An 18,689-nucleotide genomic window follows, 5' to 3' on the forward strand; every position below is an offset into this window, starting at 1 on the left:
CCGACTATCCCTACAATGCTATCGGCCTGCAACATGGCGAAGCGCCGCGCTTGATCAGAACTCGTAGCCGAAGTCTCTGACATAGAGCCGCCGCACGATCGCTTTCGCCTCCTCATCGTAGAGGGCGCGATAGTCGACAGGCGCGCCGACATTCGATCGCGGAAGCTCGCCGGGAAGGCCGAGCCGCTCGGCCAGGACATTGAACTGCTCGCCCAGCGTTTCGAAGCGCAGGACCTCGTCGATAATCAGCTTTCCGTTCCTGTCCGAAAGCCAGCTCGTCTGATCCACCCGCGCCAGCCGGTTCTTGCGTTCGAGGTAGCGCAGGAACGCCTTGAAGTCCCAGCGCTGCGCCTGGCGATGGCGGCGCCGCGAGGTTTTCCGGCGCAAATGCTGGTAGTTGGAAACGACCAGCGCGAAAGGGTTGCGCACCACGGCGAACTTGTAGGCGCCGTCATAGAGCCGGGAGGGCAATTTGCGCCGCAGCCAGGCGGCTCTGTCATGCTGCCTGAAATTGGCCTTGTCGGGCGCTTCTGGCAGCGGCAGACGCGACAGCAAACGCCGCCATGGCGTCGGCTTCGGCTTCAGGCACCATGGCCGCAGCGCACGGGTGATCGAGGTCCCGGCCGTCTTCGGGATATGGATGAAAATGAAGTTCTTCTCGAGCGAGAGGAGCATTTCTCCTCAATATCGGCGGCTCGGGCGCCGTCAAGCGGCACCCGCACCGAAATGCATCCGGCCGCGTTGTCTCAAGCAGCCGCGCCTATCCAAGCGAGGTGATGATCTCGCGATAGGCAAATTCGGGGAAAGCCTTGAGCGTTCGCGTCTTGACGCTACCACCCGCCCCGAGCATCAGCGCAAAACGCGCCAGCACCGCATCGTCGGGCGCCTCGACCACGGCCACCATGTCGCATTCGCCCATGGTGAGATAAAACGCCTTGAACGATCCGCCCATGTCGGCCAGCTGCTTCTTGGCGGCATCGAGCCGTTTCGGCGACTCGCGCACATTCCTGGAGCCCTGTTCGGTCCAGTTCATCAGCAGGATGTAGGTCGTCATCGCACACCTCCCTCCGGCGCCACGGAGCACGGCTCAGGACCTCAGCCGGGGCGGGCATCCGGTTTGTCGCCCAGAAATGCATCCGACGGGAAGTATCCGCCCGCAGCGAGCTTCGTGCAAGGACCGCGCGCCAGCCCCGTTGATGCGTGAAGGCGATTTCTCCAAGCGCCAGGGCGGCGGCAAAGCGACGACCGCAAAACTGTCGGCGCCGACCAGGGAAAGCCGGTTTAATAATCCGCCTGACTACGGCAATCTCACGTTCGTGGCCATCGACCTGGCGGAGCCCCCCGCCGATCCAGCCAGTGGAGAGTTTCATGCGCGAGAGCATCGACCTGCCGCCCGGACAGATCGAAATTCCTGCCGCATGGACTGGCGAGGAAATGGCGAAGCATCCTGAAAATTGGCTGGTCGAATTGGACAAGCAGGATGTCGCGGAACTGGAATTGGCGGCAACCGGCTTTCTCGGCCGTTCGCAAGATATCGGCAACCTGAGCAAGGCCGACTTCCCCTTGCCCCGGCTTGCCGGCCATCTCGCCGACCTCCGCGAAAAACTCATCGCAGGCATCGGGTTCGAGGTGCTTCGCGGCCTTCCGGTCGAGACATATTCCGCGCAAATGTCGGCAACGATCTTCTGCGGGATTGGCGCGCATCTTGGAGGCGCACGGTCGCAGAATGCCCAGGGCCATATACTCGGCCATGTCCGCGACACAGGCGCCGACGTCAGGGACGCTACGACGCGCATCTACCAGACGGCGGAGCGCCAGACATTTCACACCGACTCCGCCGACGTCGTCGGTCTGCTCTGCCTGAAAGATGCCATGCAAGGTGGCGAGTCCCTGCTGGTAAGCACGGTGACGATCTACAACGAGATGTGCAAGAGACGGCCCGATCTGGTCCGCCTGCTGTTTGATCCGATTGCCGCCGACCGGCGCGGCGAGGTACCCGAAGGCGAAAAGCCCTACTTCGAAATCCCGGTCCTCAACTGGCACGCGGGACTCCTGACCGGCATTTATCAACGCCAGTATATCGACAGCGCCCAGCGCTTCCCCGATGCCATGCGGCTGAGCCCTGTGCATGTCGAAGCGCTGGATCTCTTCGACAGCCTTGCCAATGACCCGAAATTAAACCTGTCGATGCGGCTGCGGCCCGGCGACATGCAGTTTGTCTACAACCATTCACTGCTTCACGACCGCATGGGTTTTCGCGATTGGCCGGATCCGGACAGGCGCGCCATATGCTGCGCCTGTGGCTGTCGATTCCCGGCGACCGCCCGCTGCCCGAGTCCTTCAGGCAGCGTTATGGCTCAATAGAAATTGGCGACCGAGGCGGCATCATCGTCGAGGGGACACGGCTGAACGTGCCATTGTAGAGCAATTCGATGAACCACTTGAAACGAAAAGGGCGCCTCGATGGGCGCCCTTAATTTCATTGCAATCGGCGAGTGTCAGCTGTCGAGGAAGCTCCTGAGCTTGCGCGACCTGCTCGGGTGCTTGAGCTTGCGCAGCGCCTTGGCTTCGATCTGGCGGATACGCTCGCGGGTGACCGAGAACTGCTGGCCGACTTCTTCCAGCGTGTGGTCGGTGTTCATGCCGATGCCGAAACGCATGCGCAGCACGCGCTCTTCGCGCGGCGTCAGCGAGGCGAGCACGCGCGTGGTGGTCTCGCGCAGATTGGCCTGGATCGCCGCATCGATCGGCAGGATCGCCATCTTGTCCTCGATGAAATCGCCGAGATGCGAATCCTCCTCGTCGCCCACCGGGGTTTCAAGCGAGATCGGCTCCTTGGCGATCTTCAGCACCTTGCGGACTTTTTCGAGCGGCATTGCGAGCTTTTCGGCCAGTTCCTCAGGCGTCGGCTCGCGGCCGATCTCGTGCAGCATCTGGCGCGAGGTCCGCACGATCTTGTTGATCGTTTCGATCATGTGCACCGGAATGCGGATGGTGCGCGCCTGGTCGGCGATCGAACGCGTGATCGCCTGCCGGATCCACCATGTCGCGTAGGTCGAGAACTTGTAACCGCGGCGGTATTCGAATTTGTCGACCGCCTTCATCAGGCCGATATTGCCTTCCTGGATCAGGTCGAGGAACTGCAGGCCGCGATTGGTGTACTTCTTGGCGATCGAGATGACGAGACGCAGATTGGCCTCGACCATTTCCTTCTTGGCGATCGCGGCTTCGCGCTCGCCCTTCTGCACCTGATTGACGATCTTGCGGAATTCCAGGATCGAGATCGCCGTTTCGGTGGCGAGGTTCTGGATCTCCGAGCGCAGCTCCTTGATCGCGTCCTTCTCGTTCTTGGTGAATTCCTTCCAGCCGCGCGAGGTCAGATTGCCGATCGAGCGCGTCCAGTTCGGGTCGAGCTCGGAACCCTGATATTCCTTCAGGAACTCCTCGCGGCGCACGCCATAGCTTTCGGCCAGGCGCAGCAGCTTGCCTTCGTTCTGCACCAGCCGCTTGTTGATGTCGTAGAGCTGCTCGACCAGCGCCTCGATGCGCGCGGTGTTGAGCGACAGCGACTTCACCGCCTTGATCAGCTGGTCCTTCAGTTCCTTCAGGCGGCGGTCCTGGCTGGGCGACAGCGTGCCGGCCGCGGCCAGCCGGTTCTCGACCTGCTGGTCCTGCAGCTTGCGCAGCTTCTTGTAGGTGTCGGCGATGACGTCGAGCGTCTCCATCACCTGCGGGCGCAGTTCCGCTTCCATCGCCGCCAGCGACAGGCTGGCCTCGTCCTCGTCTTCCTCGTCGTCATCGACCAGGCCGCGCGTATCGGTGCCGACATTGGTGATGTCGTCTTCGTCGTCACGGCCGCCGCGGCGCGGCTTTTCCTCGGGCTTCGGGGTTTCCTCGATACGCTCGACCACCGGCGCCTGCTTGGCTTCGGGGCCGGCATAGGTGGCTTCGAGGTCGATGATCTCGCGCAGCAGGATCTTGGATTCGTTGAGCTCGTCACGCCAGATGATGATGGCCTGGAAGGTCAGCGGGCTTTCGCACAGGCCCGCAATCATCGTCTCGCGGCCGGCCTCGATGCGCTTGGCGATGGCGATTTCGCCCTCGCGCGACAGGAGCTCGACCGAGCCCATTTCGCGCAGATACATGCGCACCGGATCATCGGTGCGGTCGGTCGGCTCTTTCTTGGTGGTCGTGGCGGCGACGGCGGTGCCGGTCTGCTCGGCCAGTTCGTTGGCGTCTTCCTCGGCATCGGCATTGCTGTCGGCGGCCTCGGGCTCCTCGCCCTGGTCGTCGTCCTCGACCACGTTGATGCCCATGTCGGACAGCATCGCATTGATGTCTTCGATGCGATCCGGATCGGTCTCTTCCGACGGCAGCACCGCATTCAGCTCGTCAAGGGTCACATAGCCGCGCTTCTTGGCGGCCTTGATCATCTTCTTGACAGCATCATCGGAAAGGTCGAGCAGCGGGCCATCGGTGGCGCCTTCACGTTCGGTCTCGACCTCTTCCTTTTCCTTTGTCGCCATAGTCTTTATCTTCTCCTAGCGGCCGAACATCGAAGCCGCGTAAGCTGCCGCACCGGTCAAATTATGCGCTCGTGACGAAACGCGCTTCACCGGGCCGGTAACCGCATCAACTCTTTTGTTTGGTTCATATCGTGCCCCAAAACCGGTTTTCACTTTTGGGCGACATGCATTAAGTCCAGATTAACCCTGATATCTGTGGCAGGCTAACAGCCTGTCCAGTGATCAGCACCTCACATCGCTGCATTTCCCATCGACGCCGGCACGGGTTAAGGTTTCGAATCGTCCTGATTCCGTCATTCTGCCAGAAGGTCAAGCGCCTCTCGCATGATTCGCATCAAAAAAGCGAATCAATTACCCGACTTAGAGGCGTCGATTCGACGCGCTGCACGTTTCAACTTCACTCTTGCGCAGGTTTCAACCTACACGCGTCCAGCCTTGCCCGAGGACACGCCGAACCCTTCGATCAGCGCTTCCGTTGCCTGCACATCACGAAATTGCGCCTGAATCTCGACGAGATGCCGGTAGTTTTCGTCTGTGGGATCGCTGGCGAGCGCTGCTTCCGCCTGCTTGAGCTCCTTATGTAAGGTGCGCGCGCTGCGCTGCAAGTGCAGCGCTTGGTTGAAGGCGTCACGGGCATCGTCAAGGGCGGCGGTTTCCAGCGCCGGCCATTGCCGGGCGCGTTTGATCAGCATCACCGCCCGCCCCCAGATGTCGCTGCAGCCGGCGCGCTCGATCGTGGCGATCACCGCGTCGCGGTCATTGGCCATGTCATGCGCCATGGCGTCGAGGATGGCGGCGTGCAGCCGCTGCAGATCGGTGTTGGCGAGATCGAGGAACTCGACATGGGCGAAATTCTCGTCGATCAGCGCGGGATGGTTGACCAGCGCCACGATGATCGTCGCCTCGCGCACCGACATCATCTCGCCGCCGCGCTTGACCATGGCGGAGCGGCCGAGGCTTTCGGTGATCGCGGCGCGCGCGCCAACGCCGCTGCCTTTCGCGAACTGGCCGCCGGGTGCCGGTGTTTTGCCCTGCCCCGGTTTCCAGTCCTGACGACCCTGGCGGGCACTGCGCTGCGAGCCGAAGAAGTTCAGCACGCGCTCGCGCATCTCCTGCTGGTAGTGGTAGCGCAGGCTCTCGTCGCGGATGCGGCTGGTCAGTTCGCGCAGCGTCTTTTCCAGTTCCGCCCGCCGCTCCGGCGTGTCGAAGACGCCGCCTGCCGTCTCGCGCATCCAGAGCAGGTCGGCCAGCGGCCGCGCTTCGGCAAGCACGGCGCGAAAGGCGTCCGGCCCTTCGGCCTTGACCAGATCGTCGGGGTCCTTGCCCTCGGGCAGCAGGGCAAAGCGCGCCGAGCGTCCCGGCTGGATCGACGGCAGCGCCATGTCGGCGGCGCGCCACGCCGCCTTCAGCCCGGCCTGGTCGCCGTCGAAGCAAAGCATCGGCTCGGGCGCCATGCGCCACAGAAGTTCGAGCTGGTTTTCGGTGAGTGCGGTTCCGAGCGGCGCCACGGCATTTTCGAAGCCGGCCTGCGCCAGCGCGATGACGTCCATATAGCCTTCAACGGCAATCACCGTACCGCCCTTTGCGAGCGCTTTGCGGGCGCGGGCGAAATTGTAGAGCACATTGCCCTTGTGGAAGAGCTCGGTGTCGGGCGAGTTCATGTATTTGGCCAGCGCATCGGCGGCCAGCGCGCGGCCGCCGAAGGCGATGATCTTGCCGCGCGAATCCGGGATCGGGAACATGATCCTGTCGCGGAACCAGTCATAGGAGACCGGGATGTCGTCGCCATGGCGCACCAGCCCGCAGGCCTCGATGTCGGCCTTGGGCACGCCCTTGGCGGCAAGATGCTCCTTCAGCGCGTTGCGGCTGTCCGGTGCAAAGCCCAGCCGGAATGATTGCTGCGTCGCCGGCGTCAGCCCGCGGTCGCGCAAATAGGCGCGGGCTTTCGCCCCTTCCGGTCCCTGCAGCCGCTCCTGGAAGAAGACAGTCGCCATCTCCATGACGTCGGTCAGGCTGGCGCGTTCCTTCTCGCGCTGCTCCTCCCGTTCGTCGCGCACCGGCATCGGCACGCCAGCCATCTCGGCGATCTTCTCGACCGCTTCGGGAAAACTCATGCCGTCGAGTTCGGTCAGGAACTTGAAATGATCGCCCGACACCGAGCAGCCGAAGCAGTGATAGCGGCCCTTCTTGTCCTCGCAGTGAAAGGACGGGCTCTTCTCGCCATGGAAGGGGCAGCATGCCCAGTAATCGCCGCGCGACGCGTTGGTCTTCTTCCTGTCCCACGCGACGCGCTGGCCGATAACCGATGAAATCGGCACACGGTCGCGTATCTCGTCGAGAAAGGCGGGCGGAAAGCGCATCTGGGAACTCGTTTGTCCCTCATATAATCATGTGCGCGAAATCCGACGACCCCTATTGCGGACCTTACCCGGTTTCCACAGCCCAAAAAGAAAGGCGGCCGTTGCCGGCCGCCTCCTTTCAAGCTCCAGCAGTGCGCTGGTCAGGCTTACTGCACGGCAATGGCGCCGAAGATGATGCCGGACAGGATGCTCACCAGCACATAGTCGTTGCCGACGCGGATCCATTCCTGGCCGCGGCCGGGACGATGCAGGCCATAGCGGCCATAGTCGCGGATCGGCTGGTGCTGCCTCCAGCTGGAATATTTCTGGCCATTGCGCCAATGGCTGCGCTTGACGACGACCGTCTTCTTCACGACGCGCTTCCTGACGTCGACATTCCTGCCGGGTTTCTGCCAGTCAACCTGGGTGTAGTTCGATTGGGGTGCGACCGGCGGATTGAGAGGCGCGGCCTGGCCGGCAAGCGAAGTCGCGGTCAGCATCGAGAAAGCGAGGGCGGAAAGAACAATGCGTTTCATTGACGGGGCTCCTTGGTTGTTGATGCCCAGGGAATAGCGCCCGAAGGATGAACTGAAACTGAACGTAAGAATTACAATTATGTAATGAAATCATTCGCTTATTCAAACATTTGAAGATCATCACAAAGGTTGTCGCCAAAGGCGCGGCAAACTTCGCCAATCCACTGCCGTGCCATGAACCCGTCGTGCAGTCATCTGCGCGTCCGTCTATTTTCCTGCGCGGCCGTCTATTTTCCGACACGGCCTGTCGCGTCGCGACGGCCCTTGGAATCGACAAATTTTATTATCCGGCTAAAATATTCCAGCTAATATAAGCGACTGTCATGACCATGATTCGCACCCTCGTTGTCCCCTCCAGGCGTCTCGCTGTCAGCATCGCGCGTCCTGTCCACATGCAGGCGTCGACATGAGCGGTTCGGTCGTTCTCCTGCATCTGGCCGGCGCCGTGGCGCTGATGCTGTTCGCCACCCGGATGGTCAAAACCGGCGTCGAGCGCGCCTATGGCGATGTGCTGCGCCACCGGCTGCGCGCCACCATGCGCAATCCGATCATGGCGGTGCTGGCCGGCTGCGGCCTGTCGGTCGCGCTGCAGAGCTCGACCGCGGTTACGCTTCTGGTAGGCTCCTTCGCCGGCGCAGGCATCGTGTCAGGCATGTCCGGCCAGTTGGCGGTGCGCGGCGCCGAAATCGGCTCGGCGCTGGTGGTCAAGCTCTTGACTTTCGATCTGACGCTGCTGGTGCCGATCTGCCTTGTCGCCGGCACTGTCATGTTCATGGCCACCGAGCGGCGCGACTGGCGCCAGTCCGGCCGCATTCTGGTCGGCATCGGCCTTTTGCTTCTGTCGCTGGAGATGATCGGCCAGGCGTCCGAGCCGCTGCGCCAGAGCACGCTGATGCCGCTGATCGTCAACTATTTCTCAGGCGATTTCGTCACCGCCTACCTGCTTGCAGCCCTCATCACCTGGCTGTTCCACTCCTCGATCGCCGCGGTGCTGCTTTTGGTGACGCTGGCCGGCCGCGGTTTCATCCCGCCGGAACTCGGCATCGTGCTGGTGCTCGGCGTCAATCTCGGCTCGTCGATCATCGCGCCGCTGCTCACCCGCAACGCCGAGCCTGGCGTGCGCGTCGTGCCGATCGGCAATCTGTTGATGCGCGGCATGGGCTCGCTGGTGATGCTGATCCTGTTCATGACGGTGAAGCCGCCGGTCGCCTTCCTCGGCGCCACCGTACCGGACCAGATCGTCAACGCCCACATTCTGTTCAATGTGCTGATCCTGCTCGCCGGCCTGCCGCTGGCCGGTCTGGTCTATCGCGTTTCGGAGAAGATCGTGGCGATGGGCACCAAGTCCGAACCGGCCGCAGCTCTCGACGTCATCGAGCTTTCCGCGCTCAACGACAGCGCGCTGGACGTGCCGAGCCAGGCGCTGGCCAATGCCACCCGCGAGGTGGTGCGGGTCTGCGAAACAGTCGAGATCATGCTGAAGCGCATCATCGAACTCTACGAGAGCGCCGACGCTGACAAGATCAAGGCGCTGGCCGCACTTGACGACCGTGTCGACAGGAAGCACGCGGCGATCAAGCTCTATCTGGCCAAACTGACCAGGAACTCGCTCACAGAGGACGAGGCCCTCCGCTGCCAGGAATTGATCGGTGCATGCGTCAAGCTCGAGCAGGTCGGCGACATCATCGTGCGCAACATGCTGGTGCATGTGAAGAAGAAGCTTGAGCGCGGGCTGGAGTTCACGCCCGAAGGCTGGCGGGAACTCAGCGCCTTCCATGCCTCGGTGCTGGCCAATGCCAGGCTCGCCTTCAATGTGCTGGTGTCCCGCGACCCCGAGGCCGCGCGCCAGCTGGTGCTGGAAAAGGACCGACTGCGCGACCGCGAGAAGGAAACCAGCGCCAGCCATTTCGTGCGCCTGCGCGACGGCACCGCCAAAAGCGTCGAGACCAGCTCCATCCACCTCGACACCATCCGCGACCTGAAACAGATCAACTCGCTGCTGGCCTCGATGGCCTATCCGGTGCTGGAAGAGCGCGGCCTGCTCGGTGGGTCGAGGCTGAAGGCCAGCTGAGCCCGGACAAGCGCCTGCTGCGGCGAAATTAGTCTTTGCGCGCCCAGCCCTCCCTCGGCTAAGCATCGGGTCAGTCCACCGGGAGGATAGTCTTTGGATACCCATTCGCGCAGCTTTGCCAAGGCGCTATCGTGGCGCGCCACCGGCACCATCGACACGATGATCATCTCGCTCGTCGTCACCGGCAGCATCAAGCTTGCCGCGGCCATCGGCGCCACCGAGGTCGTCACCAAATCCTTGCTGTATTACCTTCATGAGCGGGCGTGGCTGAAAATCCCCTACGGCAGGAAGAACGCCGCTTAGACTTGGCGGGTGCCGCCAGCTGGGATGGGCCGGATCAAGAAAACCTAAGGCGGCGTCGACAATTTCTGCATTGCCGGCAAGCGCCATCCATGATTTGAGGCGACCTCGTCTCAGGATCGCTTCCGCGCCATGCTTCCGCTCATTGCCCTGTTCATCGCCGCCTTCGCTTTCGGCACCACCGAATTCGTCATCGCCGGTGTATTGCCGCAAGTGGCCGACGGCCTCGGCGTTTCGATCCCGACCTCCGGCTATCTCGTCTCCGGCTATGCCGGCGGCATCGCGGTTGGCGGGCCGCTGCTGGCGCTCGCCACCAAGGGCTTTTCCCGCAAAACCCTGCTGCTTTGCCTGACCGTCGCCTTCACCATCGGCCAGGCCGCTTGCGCGCTGGCGCCCGACTTTGCCTCGATGCTGCTCCTGCGCATTGCGGTCGCCGTCGCGCACGGAGCCTATTTCGGCGTCGCCATGGTGGTGGCCGTCGGCCTTGTGCCCGAGGACAAGCGCGGCATGGCTGTCGCCGTCATCCTCTCCGGCCTCACCGTTTCCAACGTCATCGGCGTGCCGGCCGGCACCGCGATCGGCAATCTCTGGGGCTGGCGCGCCACTTTCTGGGTTATGTGCGCGCTTGGCGTAGTGGCGTTTGCCGCCATGGCCGCCCTCTTGCCGCACAAAACGGGCGCGTCGAGCCCGTCCACCAACCTTGGCCACGAGGTGCGCGTGCTGGCGCGCCAGCAGGTCTGGACCTCGCTGATCCTGATGCTGATGCTGATGATCGGCCAGTTCGGCCTGTTCACCTACATCACGCCGACGCTGCTTGAAGTGACCCATCTCGACGAAAACCTGATCCCCTGGGTGCTGCTGCTCAACGGCGTCGGCGCCACCATCGGCGTCTTCCTCGGCGGCAAGCTTTCCGACTGGAAGCTGATGCCGTCGCTGATCACCATGCTTGCCCTGCAGGCGGTGATGCTTGGCGTGATCTATGCCGTCAGCCCCTACCCGCTGCCGATGGTCATCGCCATCGTCATTTGGGGTGGCCTCAACTTCGCCATCGGCACGCCGATCCAGACCCGCATCCTGGCCTGGACGGCGGACGCCTCCAATCTCGCCTCCTCGCTCATACCGTCGGGCTTCAACGTCGGCATCGCGCTCGCCGCATCGCTGGGCGCCGCCATGCTCAACGCCGGTTACGGCTATCGCAGCCTTCCGGTGGTGGGCGCCGCTGCGATGCTGGTCGCGGTCGCGGTGGCGCTTGCCTCCTACATCTGGGAAGGGCGCAGCCGGGCAGCCCCACCGCTGCCAGCCGCAGCCGAGTAGCGCCTACAAATCGATCCGGAACAACAGGCTCTCGGCGCCACCATACGCGGCGTCCTTGACGAACGGACCCACCACACGGCCGCCATTGGCCAGCACCACCTTCTGCGAGGCCGGATTGTCGAGGTCGGTGGTGAGCTCGACATATGGCAAGCCGACCGCCCTCGCCTCATCCAGCATCAGCCGCAGCGCCTCGGTGGCATAGCCGCGGCCGCGCTTCCACGGCACCACGGCATAGCCGATATGGCCGAGCACATGCGACGGCAGCGCCGACGTTCCGGGCTGCCAGCGAAAGCCAATCGAGCCGGCGGCCTCGCCGTCCCAGATCCAGCGCCGGAAGCTGGGCAGCCGCGGCACGGTCGTGCCATCGGGCAAGGCGATCGGCGGCCCCTTCGCCTCGGGATCGTCGAGGCTGGCAAGGAACGCCACCGGATCCGCCTCGATGGCGGCAAGCTGCTCGCGCGTCGCTTCCATCAGGCGGACATTGTCCGGCGACCAGCCGCGCTCGAGCGCGGCCTTGTAGGATGACAGATGTTCGAGCGCCGGTTTGACGATTTCGATCATGATGCTCAATGCACGGAACCGGGAAGCAGGGCGACGCCGAGACTAGGCAAAGCCTCCGGCCTGGAAACGAACTTCGCTCTTGTTGAGAAAACATGCCTTATCGAACAGCGACAGATCCAGCGGGTTCGGCAAGCGGACGTCGCTGATATCTGGACAGGACTTGATCCGCGGATCGTATGATCGATCGATCTGGGAGATGAAGACCAGGATCAGCCCTCGTTCCCGGGCAAATGACTTCAGTGTCCGAACCTGGGCCATCAGGTCGGGGTTTTCACGTTTCTGATCGAGCAGTTGCAGATAGTCTATGACCACCAGAGTGCCACGCGGCGCCGATCCCAGTTTGCCTATGATGTAGTCGGCGCTGACGGCGTCGGAATTGTCGAATTCGAACAGGCCGCCGAACTGCGCCGGGTCCGCCCCGATGGCGCGAAATCGGTCCAAAACGTCTCGCTCGCTGTACTCCAAGGTGAAGAATACGCCGCGATTGCCCGACCTCATGGCCTCCAACGCGAGCTTGAGGCTCATCAGGGTCTTGCCCTGGCCCGGCCGCGCCCCCACCAGAACCAGGTCACCGGGCGCCATTTGCGCAAACAATTTGCCGGCAGGCGTCGCTGCGGAGGCTTTGCTCGCAAGCAAGCTCCAGTTGTCGAAACCTTCCCTGGCTGCAATGCGGTCAAGCGCCTGGTGAAGGGGAATATTGTCTTTTCGCGCCAAGAGTTTGGCTTCACGCTTCAGATGGTAGACCGGCGCTGACAACCTCATCGAAAAACCTCCTATTGCGAGCAATCTTCGCAACCCCTCCTTATGCTTGGTGCTCGAACAGTCGGTTTTGATGATCGCATGGCCCCGCATGATCAATGCTTCCCCGCTGGAGGGAGGAGGCGTGGGCGCGCCGGAATCAGATCATAGCTGAATCTTTGCCGATCGAAAATGCGTCGCGACACGGCAAGACGCTGCAAGACGCCTTGAAGGCCGGCTGCTACTGCAACAAACCTTTGACGATGCCGCTTGCCTTGCCGAAGTCCATCTGGCCGGCATATTTCTGCTTCAGCGCGGCGATCACCTTGCCCATGTCCTTCTGGCTGGCGGCACCCGTGGCCGCAATCGCCTCGCGGGCCGCCGCAGCCACGGCCGCATCGTCCAGCTGCGTCGGCAGGAAGCCACGGATGATCTCCATCTCGCGGCGCTCCTGGGCCGCCAGTTCCGGCCGCTTGCCGTCTTCGAACGCCTTGGCCGATTCCTCGCGCTGCTTCACCATCTTGGCCAGGATCTGCAGGATCTCCTCGTCGCTGGCGGGCTCTTTGCCCGAGCCGCGATTGGCGATGTCGCGGTCGTGGATGGCGGCCTGGATCAGCCGCAATGTCGGCAGCCGGTGCTTGTCCTGCGCCTTCATCGCGCTCTTCAGGGATTCGGCGATTTTTGCGCGCATGATGCTTTCTCCTTCGAACGGCGCGGACAATAACCGTGGCGAACTCGTAAAGCAAACGCGCCAAACCCCTGATATCGTTCGACGAAACAAATGCCCGCCGATTTGGCCCGGCATCATTGACCGCTCCGGCGCCTTCCCCTATGTACTCGGCCTTGCATAAGACAATGAATTGATGCGCGCAGGCTCGAGAAATCGGCCGCGCCGTTTGCGGCGCAGAACCATCGAAACGCGCAACCTGACAGGAGCGCCGCCATGGCCGAGATGACGCCCGCGTTGACCCCCGCCTGGGCAACCGAAAAGCCGACCGCCCTTCTGGTGCTGGCCGACGGCACCGTCATCGAGGGTCGCGGTCTCGGCGCCGCCGGCTCCGCCGTTGCCGAAGTCTGCTTCAACACCGCGCTCACCGGCTATCAGGAAATCCTCACCGACCCATCCTATGCCGGCCAGATCGTCACCTTCACCTTCCCGCATATCGGCAATATCGGCACCAATGACGAGGACATCGAGGACTTGAACCCGGTCGCCCGCGCCGGCGCCGTCGGCGCCGTGTTCAAGGCCGATGTCACCAACCCGTCCAACTACCGTGCGGCCGGCCACCTCGACCAGTGGCTGAAGAAGCGCGGCATCGTCGCGCTGTCCGGCATCGACACCCGCGCGCTGACCGCGCTGATCCGCGAAAAGGGCATGCCCAACGCCGTCATCGCCCATGCGCCCGACGGCGTGTTCGACCTCGACGATTTGAAGCGCCGCGCCGCCGCCTGGTCGGGCCTGATCGGGCTCGACCTCGCCAAGGAGGTCACCTCCGGCCAGTCGTCGGTATGGCGCGAAACGCCCTGGGTGTGGAACGAAGGTTTTGGCGAACAGGCCGAACCGTCGATGCATGTCGTTGCCATCGACTACGGCGTCAAGCGCAACATATTGCGCCTGCTTTCCGGCCTCGGCGCCAAGGTGACAGTGGTGCCGGCCAGCACCGGTTCGGAAGAGATCCTGGCCATGCAGCCCGACGGCATCTTCCTCTCCAACGGCCCCGGCGATCCGGAAGCAACCGGCGATTACGCCGTGCCGGTGATCCAGGACCTGCTCAAGACCGACATTCCGGTGTTCGGCATCTGCCTCGGCCACCAGATGCTGGCGCTGGCGCTGGGCGGCAAGACCGCCAAGATGCACCAGGGCCACCACGGCGCCAACCATCCGGTCAAGGATCATACCACCGGCAAGGTCGAGATCGTCTCGATGAACCATGGCTTTGCCGTCGATGCCGACTCGCTGCCGGAAGGCGTCGAGGAAACCCATGTCTCGCTGTTCGACGGCTCGAATTGCGGCATCGCGTTGACGGGACGCCCGGTGTTCTCGGTCCAGCATCATCCCGAGGCTTCGCCAGGCCCACAGGACTCGCACTACCTGTTCCGCCGCTTCGTCAATTTGATCCGCGAAAAGCGTGGCGAGGAATTGCTAGCCGAGCGGGCCTGAGCCTGAGTTTGGCCATAAGCGATAATATCGCTTAACCTAAAGCGATAAATCTGCGATGTCCCTACCGTGACGATCATCCTCTCGTTTCGGCAGCTCGCGATCTCGATAATCTGCCGGCCGATGTCCGCGAGCAGGTCTCCGAAGGTTTGATCACTTATGCCGTCAGCGGACGTGGAGATGTAAAACGTCTTGCTGGCCGAGACGGTTACAGACTTCGGATCGGTCGCTACCGCGTTATATTTGATGAGGATCGCGCTATAATCCTCGCGATCTACATCGGCAAGCGCGAAACGACGACCAACAGCCGGCCATAGGACAGGAGATCATGAAGGCTCCGCAAATCATAAAGACTTCAACCGGGGAAGAACTGGTCGTCATCCCGAAGGCCGACTACGAGGCATTGCTGCATGCTGCGGAGGAAGCCAGAGAAGACGCTGCCGCTGTGGCGATCTACGACGAGCGCAAGGCCGAGCTCAAAACGGAAAAATCCCTGCCGGCTGACGTGACCATGGATATTTTGCGAGGCTCCAGCCGGCTCAAGGCACTGCGCAACGGGCGTAAGCTGACGCAAGCCGAATTGGCTGATGCCATCGGTGTAAGTCAGGGCTTCCTGTCGGACCTCGAATCCAATCGTCGCAAGCCCTCGGCGCAGACCAGCGCCATGCTGACGAAGGCGTTGGATATCCCTGCCGAATGGATCGAAGCCTAGAATTGACTACGCCACCGGCCTTCCTTCGCTTGCCTCCAGAATGGCGAACCATTGCTGGCGGTCGAGGTTGATCTCCAGCGCCTTGACCATGGCTGACAGCCGCTCCGGCTTCATCGTGCCCAGCACCGGCACCAGCCGGGCCGGGTGGCGCAACAGCCAGGCGATGGCGATTGCCGCGAGATCGCCCACGCCGGTTTCAGCCGCAACGCTGGCAAGCGCTGCCCTGACCCGCGCCTCGCGCCCTTCCTTGCCGGTGAACAGCGAGCCGCCGCCGAGCGGCGACCAGATCATCGGCGCATAGCCGAAGCGTTGCGCATGATCGAGGCTGCCATCGGCCAGCGCATTGGTTTTCAGCACCGACATTTCGATCTGGTTGGTGGCCAAGGGAAACGGCAGCCGCGAGGCCAACAGATCGAACTGCGAGGGCGTGAAATTGGAGACGCCGACCGCCCTCACCTTGCCTGATTTGACCAGGCCGGCAAGGGCTGCCGCCGTCTCGTCGGCGTCCATGAGCGGATCGGGCCGGTGCAACAGCAACAGGTCGAGATAGTCGGTGCCGAGATTGGCGAGCGAACGCTCGACAGAGGCGACGATATGATCGGCACTGGTGTCGTAATGCTTCAGCCGGTTTTGCGGCCGGTTGCCGGATGCCAGCATGATGTCGCATTTCGAGATCAGCTCGATACTGTCGCGCTTTCCCTTCCAGCGCGACAAGCCGGCGCCGAACGCCGCCTCGACCTCGTAGTTCTCATATATGTCGGCATGATCGAAGCTGGTCAGCCCGAGGTCGACGGCCGAGCCGATCAACCTCGCGACCTGATCGGCGTCCGGGCGGGCGGCGCTGTCGAGCAGCCGCCGGGCGCCGAACACCAGCCGCGACAGCGACACCCCCTCCTTGGTCAGCTTTATGCGGCTGTCATGGCTCATACCTGCGCACCATCTTCAGCGACGCCGGTAGTGGCGCTTCTCACTGCCGTCGGCCGCGCCACTTTCGTCACAAAGACGATGACTGCAAGCGTGAGGAAACACGCGCCGAGCAGATAGGGCGCGCCGCCAAAGGTCACCGGTGCATTCGGCCCGGTGAACCAGGAAAAGATCGCGGTGTAGAGCAGCGGCGTGATGATCGAGGTGATTGAGAAGATCGAGGTCATCGCGCCCTGCAGCTCGCCCTGCGCCGAAGGCGGCACCTTGGCGGCGGCGAGGCTCCTCAGCGGCGGATCGGCTAGTGCTTCCAGACAGCCGACGACGATCACCGCATAGATCATCCAGCCTTGCGAGGCGAAGGCATAGCCGAAGGCGCTGGCGGCCGTGAATGTGAGACCAATGACCGCCGTCCTCCATTCGCCAAGTTTTGGGATCACGCGCGGCAGCACTGTCGCCATGACGATCGCGCCGCACAGGCCGAAGGCGCCGAGCGAGAAGCCGATCTGCTGCTCGCTCCAGCCATAGCGGTAATTGGAGACGAACGACCACACCGCCGGATACATCATGTGGCCGAGCGTCATCAGGAAGAAGGCGAGTCCGATCCAGCCGATGCCCTGGTATTGGCGCATCTGCATGAGCGTGCCGACCGGATTGGCGCGCTTCCATTCGAAGCGGCGGCGGTGCTTCTGCTCCAGCGTTTCCGGCAGGAAGAACAGCGCGATCAAAAAATTCACGAAGGCAAGCCCGGCGGCGAAATAGAACGGGACGCGCGGCCCGAACGTGCCGAGCAGCCCGCCCAGCACCGGCCCGATGACGAAGCCGACGCCGAAGGCGATGCCCAGCAGACCGAAATTCTTCGCCCGGTTCTCATCGTTCGAAATGTCGGCAATGAAGGCCGATGTCGTGGAATAGCTGGCGCCCGAAATGCCGGCCAGCACGCGGCCGATGAACAGCATCGGATAGGACCAGGCGATGGCGCAGATCAGATTGTCGATGGAGAAGGTCAGCACCGAGGCGAGCAGGATCGGCCGCCGCCCGAAGCGGTCGCTCAATCCGCCCATGATCGGCGCGAAGAAGAACTGCATCGCCGCATAGACGAAGAACAGCCAGCCGCCTTCGATCGCCGCTTCGCTGATGCCGACGCCACTCAACTCCCTCAAGAAAGCCGGCAGCACCGGCATGATCATACCGAAGCCGATAATATCGAGCAGCAGCGTGGTGAAGACGAGCGCAAGGCCCCGCCTGGCGGTTTTGGGGTCGATCATGATGGTGCCTGCTCCCTGGGCCGCCTTTGGGCGAAGGCGGGCGCCCCTTATAGGCGAGGCATCATTCCGGAACAATAAGGGAACGCGCAGGAATCGCTGATCCTGACATTCCCTGACGGCAAGTTGGCGGTTGGTTTACGCTGGGAAGTGCGGGCCTGAGAAAGTCTCGTCAGATTGGACCCGTCAGCGTGTTGCAATCCGACAGCTTGCCGCTCTTGTAGCCACGCGCCAACCAGGTCTGCCGCTGCTGCGAGGTGCCATGGTTGAAGCTTTCCGGAACGACATAGCCCTGCATCTTCTTCTGCAGCGTGTCGTCGCCGATCTGCTTGGCGGCGTTCAGCGCCTCTTCGATGTCGCCCTGTTCCAGAATGCCTTTCTGCCCGGTGAAGTGTGCCCACACGCCGGCGAAGCAGTCTGCCTGCAACTCGATCCGCACCGACATCTGGTTGGCTTCCGCCTCGCCCATGGACTGACGCATCTGGTTGAACTTGGGCAGGATGCCGGTGAGGTTCTGCACATGGTGACCGACCTCATGGGCGATCACATAGGCCTGAGCGAAATCGCCCGAGGCGCCGAACTGCTGGTCTAGCTGCTGGAAGAAGGTGGTGTCGAGGTAGACCTTGTGGTCGCCGGGACAATAGAAGGGGCCGGCTGCCGTCGAGGCGGAGCCGCAGGCCGAACGGATCTGGCCACTGAACAGCACCAGCTTCGGGTCCTCGTACTTCAAGCCCTGTGACTGGAAGATGCCGGTCCAGGTCTCTTCGGTCTCGGCCAGCACGGTCGCCACGAACTGCTTCATCTCGTCGGAAGCAGGCGTGCCGGCACCCTCGTCCTGGCCGCCGCTGTTGTCGGTGATCTGGCCGCCGCCCCCCGGCAGCACACCGCCGCTGTCGCCGCCGCCCAGGATCTGGGACGGATCGAAGCCGAAATACCATCCGGCCAGCACCACAAGGATGACGAGCAGGATGCTGCCGCCGCCACCGGTGCGGCCGCCGATCGGGACGCGGAACTGGCCAGGGCTGCCGCCGCCGAAACCACCGCCGCCGCTGTCGCTGCGCTCGTCCTCGACATTGTCACTCTGACGGCGGCCCTTCCAGAGCATGGCAACTCCCCGTGATGCAAAATTCCCGGCAGACCCGGCCGATGGTATGGCCCGGTCCGACCCAACAAACGAATATCCCAATGGTTGCACCAAGTCACAGTATTTTTCGCGCCGCCGGCATCGCGGGTTTGCGCTCTGGTCGA

General features: G+C 62.9%; 17 protein-coding genes. 6 read left to right on the forward strand and 11 right to left on the reverse strand.

Annotated features, from left to right (window positions below; all coding sequences use genetic code 11):
• Positions 1 to 54: 54 nt before the first annotated feature.
• Positions 55 to 675 (reverse strand): sulfotransferase family 2 domain-containing protein, encoded by a 621-nt coding sequence (locus tag AC04SG_RS02845; RefSeq protein WP_488549834.1) that lies wholly within the window; start codon positions 673 to 675, stop codon positions 55 to 57.
• An 85-nt stretch (positions 676 to 760) separates the two neighbouring features.
• Entirely contained in the window at positions 761 to 1,054 is a 294-nt protein-coding gene (locus AC04SG_RS02850) for a GYD domain-containing protein (protein WP_142866931.1), read from the reverse strand.
• Positions 1,055 to 1,368: 314 nt separating this feature from the next.
• Here AC04SG_RS02850 and AC04SG_RS02855 point away from each other — a divergent pair, with 314 nt between their 5' ends.
• Positions 1,369 to 2,364, forward strand: coding sequence for a TauD/TfdA family dioxygenase (locus tag AC04SG_RS02855; protein WP_488549835.1), 996 nt, complete (start codon positions 1,369 to 1,371; stop codon positions 2,362 to 2,364).
• A 134-nt stretch (positions 2,365 to 2,498) separates the two neighbouring features.
• Here the strand turns inward: AC04SG_RS02855 and rpoD are convergent, their stop codons facing one another.
• The 3 genes from rpoD to AC04SG_RS02870 all read right to left on the reverse strand — a co-directional run bounded on the left by rpoD (position 2,499) and on the right by AC04SG_RS02870 (position 7,401).
• Positions 2,499 to 4,526 carry an RNA polymerase sigma factor RpoD gene (gene rpoD / locus AC04SG_RS02860; protein WP_488549836.1) on the reverse strand — a complete coding sequence of 676 codons (2,028 nt, stop codon included), beginning with the start codon at positions 4,524 to 4,526 and terminating at the stop codon, positions 2,499 to 2,501.
• 419 nt (positions 4,527 to 4,945) lie between these two features.
• Positions 4,946 to 6,886 carry a DNA primase gene (gene dnaG, locus AC04SG_RS02865; RefSeq protein ID WP_488549837.1) on the reverse strand — a complete coding sequence of 647 codons (1,941 nt, stop codon included), beginning with the start codon at positions 6,884 to 6,886 and terminating at the stop codon, positions 4,946 to 4,948.
• 146 nt (positions 6,887 to 7,032) lie between these two features.
• The gene (locus AC04SG_RS02870) at positions 7,033 to 7,401 is read right to left on the reverse strand and encodes an RcnB family protein (protein WP_488549838.1); all 369 of its coding nucleotides are present in this window, start codon (positions 7,399 to 7,401) and stop codon (positions 7,033 to 7,035) included.
• A 406-nt stretch (positions 7,402 to 7,807) separates the two neighbouring features.
• Here AC04SG_RS02870 and AC04SG_RS02875 point away from each other — a divergent pair, with 406 nt between their 5' ends.
• The 3 genes from AC04SG_RS02875 to AC04SG_RS02885 all read left to right on the forward strand — a co-directional run bounded on the left by AC04SG_RS02875 (position 7,808) and on the right by AC04SG_RS02885 (position 11,086).
• Positions 7,808 to 9,472, forward strand: a complete 1,665-nt coding sequence (locus AC04SG_RS02875; protein ID WP_488549839.1) for a Na/Pi cotransporter family protein — start codon at positions 7,808 to 7,810, stop codon at positions 9,470 to 9,472.
• Between the two features lie 93 nt (positions 9,473 to 9,565).
• On the forward strand, positions 9,566 to 9,775 hold the full coding sequence (locus tag AC04SG_RS02880; RefSeq protein ID WP_192260029.1) for a DUF2061 domain-containing protein: 210 nt from the start codon (positions 9,566 to 9,568) through the stop codon (positions 9,773 to 9,775).
• A gap of 129 nt (positions 9,776 to 9,904) precedes the next feature.
• Positions 9,905 to 11,086, forward strand: coding sequence for an MFS transporter (locus tag AC04SG_RS02885; RefSeq protein WP_488549840.1), 1,182 nt, complete (start codon positions 9,905 to 9,907; stop codon positions 11,084 to 11,086).
• 3 nt (positions 11,087 to 11,089) lie between these two features.
• Here the strand turns inward: AC04SG_RS02885 and AC04SG_RS02890 are convergent, their stop codons facing one another.
• From AC04SG_RS02890 to AC04SG_RS02900, 3 genes are all read right to left on the reverse strand, one after another.
• A complete protein-coding gene (locus AC04SG_RS02890; RefSeq protein ID WP_488549841.1) occupies positions 11,090 to 11,647 on the reverse strand; it encodes a GNAT family N-acetyltransferase in 558 nt (185 codons plus the stop codon).
• Between the two features lie 42 nt (positions 11,648 to 11,689).
• Positions 11,690 to 12,409: a DNA helicase gene (locus AC04SG_RS02895; protein WP_488549842.1), complete on the reverse strand. Its 720-nt coding sequence runs from the start codon at positions 12,407 to 12,409 to the stop codon at positions 11,690 to 11,692.
• Between the two features lie 217 nt (positions 12,410 to 12,626).
• Complete coding sequence (locus AC04SG_RS02900; protein ID WP_488549843.1) at positions 12,627 to 13,076, reverse strand: GatB/YqeY domain-containing protein; 450 nt, start codon at positions 13,074 to 13,076, stop codon at positions 12,627 to 12,629.
• A 252-nt stretch (positions 13,077 to 13,328) separates the two neighbouring features.
• On the opposite strand from AC04SG_RS02900, the gene carA reads away from it, so the two are divergent.
• Positions 13,329 to 14,546 (forward strand): glutamine-hydrolyzing carbamoyl-phosphate synthase small subunit, encoded by a 1,218-nt coding sequence (gene carA, locus AC04SG_RS02905; protein WP_112563302.1) that lies wholly within the window; start codon positions 13,329 to 13,331, stop codon positions 14,544 to 14,546.
• 325 nt (positions 14,547 to 14,871) lie between these two features.
• Positions 14,872 to 15,255, forward strand: coding sequence for a helix-turn-helix domain-containing protein (locus AC04SG_RS02910; protein ID WP_488549844.1), 384 nt, complete (start codon positions 14,872 to 14,874; stop codon positions 15,253 to 15,255).
• A 6-nt stretch (positions 15,256 to 15,261) separates the two neighbouring features.
• Here the strand turns inward: AC04SG_RS02910 and AC04SG_RS02915 are convergent, their stop codons facing one another.
• From AC04SG_RS02915 to ypfJ, 3 genes are all read right to left on the reverse strand, one after another.
• Positions 15,262 to 16,182: an aldo/keto reductase gene (locus tag AC04SG_RS02915; protein WP_488549845.1), complete on the reverse strand. Its 921-nt coding sequence runs from the start codon at positions 16,180 to 16,182 to the stop codon at positions 15,262 to 15,264.
• On the reverse strand, positions 16,179 to 17,444 hold the full coding sequence (locus AC04SG_RS02920; protein ID WP_488549846.1) for a TCR/Tet family MFS transporter: 1,266 nt from the start codon (positions 17,442 to 17,444) through the stop codon (positions 16,179 to 16,181). The genes AC04SG_RS02915 and AC04SG_RS02920 overlap by 4 nt, the downstream gene beginning before the upstream one ends.
• Before the next feature lie 169 nt (positions 17,445 to 17,613).
• Positions 17,614 to 18,546, reverse strand: coding sequence for a KPN_02809 family neutral zinc metallopeptidase (gene ypfJ, locus AC04SG_RS02925; RefSeq protein ID WP_488549847.1), 933 nt, complete (start codon positions 18,544 to 18,546; stop codon positions 17,614 to 17,616).
• Positions 18,547 to 18,689: the final 143 nt, after the last annotated feature.

It is taken from the genome of Mesorhizobium sp. CNPSo 4684 (assembly GCF_057784315.1).

Excerpts from the sequence above, each read along its gene's own strand:
- AC04SG_RS02845 (WP_488549834.1), bottom strand. The coding sequence starts at position 675 with ATGCTCCTCTCGCTCGAGAAGAACTTCATTTTCATCCATATCCCGAAG.
- AC04SG_RS02850 (WP_142866931.1), bottom strand. The coding sequence starts at position 1,054 with ATGACGACCTACATCCTGCTGATGAACTGGACCGAACAGGGCTCCAGG.
- AC04SG_RS02855 (WP_488549835.1), top strand. The coding sequence starts at position 1,369 with ATGCGCGAGAGCATCGACCTGCCGCCCGGACAGATCGAAATTCCTGCC.
- rpoD (WP_488549836.1), bottom strand. The coding sequence starts at position 4,526 with ATGGCGACAAAGGAAAAGGAAGAGGTCGAGACCGAACGTGAAGGCGCC.
- dnaG (WP_488549837.1), bottom strand. The coding sequence starts at position 6,886 with ATGCGCTTTCCGCCCGCCTTTCTCGACGAGATACGCGACCGTGTGCCG.
- AC04SG_RS02870 (WP_488549838.1), bottom strand. The coding sequence starts at position 7,401 with ATGAAACGCATTGTTCTTTCCGCCCTCGCTTTCTCGATGCTGACCGCG.
- AC04SG_RS02875 (WP_488549839.1), top strand. The coding sequence starts at position 7,808 with ATGAGCGGTTCGGTCGTTCTCCTGCATCTGGCCGGCGCCGTGGCGCTG.
- AC04SG_RS02885 (WP_488549840.1), top strand. The coding sequence starts at position 9,905 with ATGCTTCCGCTCATTGCCCTGTTCATCGCCGCCTTCGCTTTCGGCACC.
- AC04SG_RS02890 (WP_488549841.1), bottom strand. The coding sequence starts at position 11,647 with ATGATCGAAATCGTCAAACCGGCGCTCGAACATCTGTCATCCTACAAG.
- AC04SG_RS02895 (WP_488549842.1), bottom strand. The coding sequence starts at position 12,409 with ATGAGGTTGTCAGCGCCGGTCTACCATCTGAAGCGTGAAGCCAAACTC.
- AC04SG_RS02900 (WP_488549843.1), bottom strand. The coding sequence starts at position 13,076 with ATGCGCGCAAAAATCGCCGAATCCCTGAAGAGCGCGATGAAGGCGCAG.
- carA (WP_112563302.1), top strand. The coding sequence starts at position 13,329 with ATGGCCGAGATGACGCCCGCGTTGACCCCCGCCTGGGCAACCGAAAAG.
- AC04SG_RS02910 (WP_488549844.1), top strand. The coding sequence starts at position 14,872 with ATGAAGGCTCCGCAAATCATAAAGACTTCAACCGGGGAAGAACTGGTC.
- AC04SG_RS02915 (WP_488549845.1), bottom strand. The coding sequence starts at position 16,182 with ATGAGCCATGACAGCCGCATAAAGCTGACCAAGGAGGGGGTGTCGCTG.
- AC04SG_RS02920 (WP_488549846.1), bottom strand. The coding sequence starts at position 17,444 with ATGATCGACCCCAAAACCGCCAGGCGGGGCCTTGCGCTCGTCTTCACC.
- ypfJ (WP_488549847.1), bottom strand. The coding sequence starts at position 18,546 with ATGCTCTGGAAGGGCCGCCGTCAGAGTGACAATGTCGAGGACGAGCGC.